2 protein-coding genes and 2 pseudogenes are annotated in these 4,357 nt (G+C 58.5%); 2 read left to right on the plus strand and 2 right to left on the minus strand.

Annotated elements, in window-relative coordinates:
• Positions 1-108, plus strand: a pseudogene (locus NTCA1_RS29245) (IS6 family transposase); the annotation flags it as partial.
• A 20-nt stretch (positions 109-128) separates the two neighbouring features.
• Here the strand turns inward: NTCA1_RS29245 and NTCA1_RS27990 are convergent.
• Together NTCA1_RS27990 and NTCA1_RS27995 are read right to left on the minus strand one after the other, a co-directional pair.
• Positions 129-995 (minus strand): recombinase family protein, encoded by an 867-nt coding sequence (locus NTCA1_RS27990; RefSeq protein ID WP_006953933.1) that lies wholly within the window; start codon positions 993-995, stop codon positions 129-131.
• Between the two features lie 142 nt (positions 996-1,137).
• Positions 1,138-4,047, minus strand: coding sequence for a Tn3 family transposase (locus NTCA1_RS27995; RefSeq protein WP_048938210.1), 2,910 nt, complete (start codon positions 4,045-4,047; stop codon positions 1,138-1,140).
• A gap of 124 nt (positions 4,048-4,171) precedes the next feature.
• Between NTCA1_RS27995 and NTCA1_RS28000 the strand changes: the two are divergent.
• Positions 4,172-4,357, plus strand: a pseudogene (locus NTCA1_RS28000) (DDE-type integrase/transposase/recombinase); the annotation flags it as partial.

Raw genomic sequence — 4,357 nt, forward strand, 5'->3', positions numbered from 1 at the left:
CTGGGCAAGGCCCTGCGAGGCCTGAAGCACTGGGAAAAGCCGGCCACGCTCAATACTGACAGGCCCAGTCGGCCCGAAGCTGCGATTTTGGCCAGGTTGAAGAACGAACACTGAACGCTTGATTGATTCTACCAGGACCGTTGCTGACCACCGACCTCGTAGATATCGGCTTCCATGGAGCAATTGTAGCTCTCTGCGATGTTGAACATCTCGGAGAGGAGGCTTTGGATTTCCTCATCAAGGGAAATGCCATCCGGATCGGGGTCATAGGCGACGGTCAGTTTGTAATCACAATTGCCGTTTTTTACCATGGCGTAGTCGCGTTCCAGCATCGCCTCAATCCGCTCCCGAGCGGGTTTTCTACCTCTTCCACGCTTGTTGAAGTTCTCGATAATCAGATGCAGGGCGATGCTGGCAGTGGGCGGCTTTTCCGGCAGTTTGGTCTGTGACGGAATAATGTCGAGCGCCCGATAGACGGTCATTCGTGAGACCTTCAGGTCGCGGGCAACGCGGGCCTTGCTGGCGCCGGCGGCAAGGCGACGGCGGATTTCATCGTCATCGACGTTCTTCTTCCGGCCTTTGTAAACGCCTTCGGCGCGCGCCGCTTCGATCCCGGCGCGCTGACGATCCTTGATGAACTTCAGCTCCATATCGGCGACCATGCCGAGTATGGTGATGACCATTCGCCCCATGTCGCCCGCCGTCGTCACCTCTGGCTCAAGGATGCGCAGCGAAGCTCCCTTTTCATCAAGCTCATGCACCAGGTTCAGGACATCGCGCGTGGAGCGGCCGAGCCGGTCGAGCCGCAGCACGACCAGCTCGTCGCCGGTGTGCATAAACTGCATGATCGTTTCCAGTTCCGTGCGCCCGCTCCGCGAGGCCCCCGATCCGGTCTCGGAACGGATAATTTCGCAACCTGCATTCTTGAGGCGGCCAATCTGGATATCCAGATCCTGGTCCGTGGTGCTGACGCGGGCATATCCGATACGAGCCAAGTGCAAAATCCGTCACATTAGGGTGGCTCTTGCAGTGTATCGTCACATTGAGCGCAAACCCACCCTTTTGTGACAGACGAATGGTGTCACTCGGCCCTATCACTCTGGGGTGTACCCAAATGTTATAGGCCGATCAGCCGCCTCACGCTGCAAGCCGTCCAAAATCAATCCGGTCGTTCAGGTCGAGGTCGAAGCGGCCATAAGGGTTCACATGACTGTAGATCAACGGCGTGAGACCACGATAATCTTCCGGCGTCATCCGCCCCGCCCACTTCGGCTCAACCAGTACGGTCTGAAGCATGCGGGTGTTCACATACACCAGCGACGCTTGCAGGAGGTGTAGCGCCAGAACGGAGATTTCCTGCTCATGGATGCGGTTGGTGGCGATCTCGCCGCCCTTGCCGAAGAACACGAAACCATTAGCGCCGTTCCAGTTCTCAACCACATTCAGCCCTTCGTGGATCTCGCGGCGGAATGCCTCCTGACGCAAATACCGGCATAGGAAGATTGTTTTGACCGCGCGGCCGAGTTCACTCAGCGCCTTGTAGGTCGGGTGCATCACTTCGGCTCTGGCAAACCGGAGCAGGATCGCTTCCGGATCGGCGGTGCGCGATTGCATGGCAGCGGCATATTTGACCATTTCGTCATATTGTTGCTCGATCTCGTCCCAGTCGATCGGGCTGGAGAGGATCGGCAGTAAATTGGAAAGCCGCGTGCGCATGCCGGCTTGGGGAAGGGCCAGTTTCTGGCGTGCCACTGCTTTCAGCCGCGGGGCAAGCTCAAATCCAAGGAGTCGGCAGAACGCAAAGCCGACTGCGCTCTGGCCGTGGCTATCGACGTACTGGCGCTGGATTTCCATGTCGGTGCAATGGCGTAGCACGCCTTCGATCATGGAGGCGACCTCCGAGGAAGAGCACCGCTTGAGCTGGGAATAAACGCAGGTCGCGCGCTTCTCCACATGCCAGTAGATCATGACGCCACGGCCGCCATAGCGGGCGTGCCATTCCGTCATCAGGTTGCGGTCCCACGCGCCGAACTTCGTTGAATCGGACGCGCATGCCGTGCCCGCATCTCCCCATACTGCGGCATTGCGGATTGCCAGTGTCGCGTTTGCTACCCGCGCGCACGCCTCCCTCAGCGCTGGCGCGTGGATGAAACGGCGATGGACATGCAGCAATTCCTCGTAACTGACATCGGGTGTTGCGCCAGCGACCCGCTTGAGCCCGGCGTTCGTGCCCAAGCCATAGAGACACAGCAAAAGACGCTGAGCCAAGGCTGCTTTCGACAGGGTAACCCGCGAGGCCGACGTTTCGAAAGCATCCATCAATCCCGTGTCCAGAGCAGCCTCTTTCAACACGTCCAGCAGTCCGGTCATCGGCCAGCGCTGACCGATCTCGCTTTTGATCGAAGCGAGACCCTTCGGTTCGGGCAAGGGCTTGAACGGTGTAATCGATATCCGGTTGTCGCCGCGCCACAGGAGCCGGACCTTGTCGTTTTGTGGAATATTGGCATTGAGGAGCAACAGTTCCCGTTCAAGCTCCTCCCGGATCGAGGCGCAAAACGCCTGCGCATCTGGCGTCAGGCTGAGGCCGGAATAGTACGCATCTCGCCTGATCTCGAAGTCCTTGGGAAGATCGTCATCGGGATTGCGATAGCGATCCGCCCCGACCACCCAGATTTCTTTGGAGCGGATGCGGTCGCGCAGTTGCGTCAGGACGCAAAGCTCATAGCTGATCCGGTTTACCCGCCCATCGTCATCAATGACGGAACTGCGCCATCGCGCTGGAATCACCTCATCGATCGGAACATCCTGCAATGGCACGAAGCGGCATCCGCCATCCACCTTGCTCCTGATCCAGTCGAGGGCCGCCAGGACCGGCCGCCACACCGCGTTGTTCGACCGGAACTCAAGTACGGAAAGCAGGCTTGGCAGCATGCGCCGGTAATGATTGGCCCAGGAACCACGCATCACCTTGTAGATGCGCCGGTCCAGAGCGCCCTTCGCATGGCTCTCCTTGACGATCGCCGCCAGCTTGGCCTTACCGGCGATCGGGAAAATGACATCGCAGATGCGCCCCGATGGTTCATTGATCGAGGCGCTGGCGATCTCGACCAGCAGGCGCTCCTTTCCATAGACCCGCTCGATGTCTTTCGCGATATCGCCCACCACCTTGCGTTTCGAGCGCGTTCCGATCTTGTGAACGGTTTCGATCAGCAGGTCGATCATCGCGTCAGTGAGTTGCGCCTCCCGCGACATTAGATAAATCGCATAAAGGCCGAGCTGTCGCGCCGGCGCATGCCGGCGCATCTCCGAGGCCTTTTCACCGGCAACGCGGCGAACAATCTGATCGACCCATGGCTTGCCCGTAGCCGTCAGGAGATCATGGGGAAGATCAAGTCTCTGGATAAAGGCGAGTTTCTCGGTCACGTCGAGAATGTTGTCGAGCGTTGCCTGTCCGGCGTCACCCTTCATCCTGTTGAATCCGGTCGAGCTGTCCGGATCGGCAAGCGAGGCTTCCAATAACGCCACCGCATCTGACGAAAGCCGATCACTGGTTCCGATCAGCCAGGTGTCCAGATAATCTTGCCGTTGTGAGCGAACGACACGTTCAAGCTCCTTGCGCGACGGCCCATAAATACGCCGGTCCCGGCACCACAGGAAAACATGCTCAAGCATGGCATTGATCGACTGGCCGCCCGGGCACAGCTCGCCAGCAATCCATTCCGTCAATTGCGCGCGATCCACCCGCTTCATGCGGTGATATCCAAGATGGATCAGGATCTCCGCACAATGCCGTCGTGCTGTCCGACTGGAAAAGTCATAACCGGCTATCTCGCCAGCCTCGACACCGAGTTGCTCGGCCAGATACGAGAGGCCATCGGTAGGGATTGAGCCGGGATCGATCGCGAAAAACCCCAGGGAAGCGAAGAATTTCAGCTGCGCGGCGAGGCCAAGGCGCGTCAGGGCCGGCTTCGAATTTACAAAATCAATATCGGCAAAGCTCAGGCTCCATCGTCCGATCAAATCCCCGCCCGGAATACTCCGATCCATCAACCCACTCCCTATGATGGAGCGAACTGTCCTCTTCTATGATTTCCATCGTCAATACCGAATGCCACGTTCCCAAAACGTTCTCCGACTTGGCCAAAATCGCAGCTTGGGGCCGACTGGGCCTGACAAAGCGCCGAGCTATGGTGCAGCGATCACCGAATTGAAGCGCGAAGGAAAGCTGGACCAGGAGACGGCCCACCGGCAGGTGAAGTATCTCAATAACGTGATCGAGGCCGATCACGGAAAGCTCAAGATGCTGATCAAGCCGGTGCGCGGTTTCAAATCGATCCCCACGGCCTATGCCACGATC

This window comes from Novosphingobium sp. TCA1 (genome assembly GCF_009811895.1).
In the GTDB taxonomy this organism is placed as follows: domain Bacteria; phylum Pseudomonadota; class Alphaproteobacteria; order Sphingomonadales; family Sphingomonadaceae; genus Novosphingobium; species Novosphingobium panipatense_A.

Bases quoted from the DNA above. Each gene is read 5' to 3' on its own strand.
- NTCA1_RS27995 (WP_048938210.1), bottom strand. From the start codon at position 4,047: ATGGATCGGAGTATTCCGGGCGGGGATTTGATCGGACGATGGAGCCTG.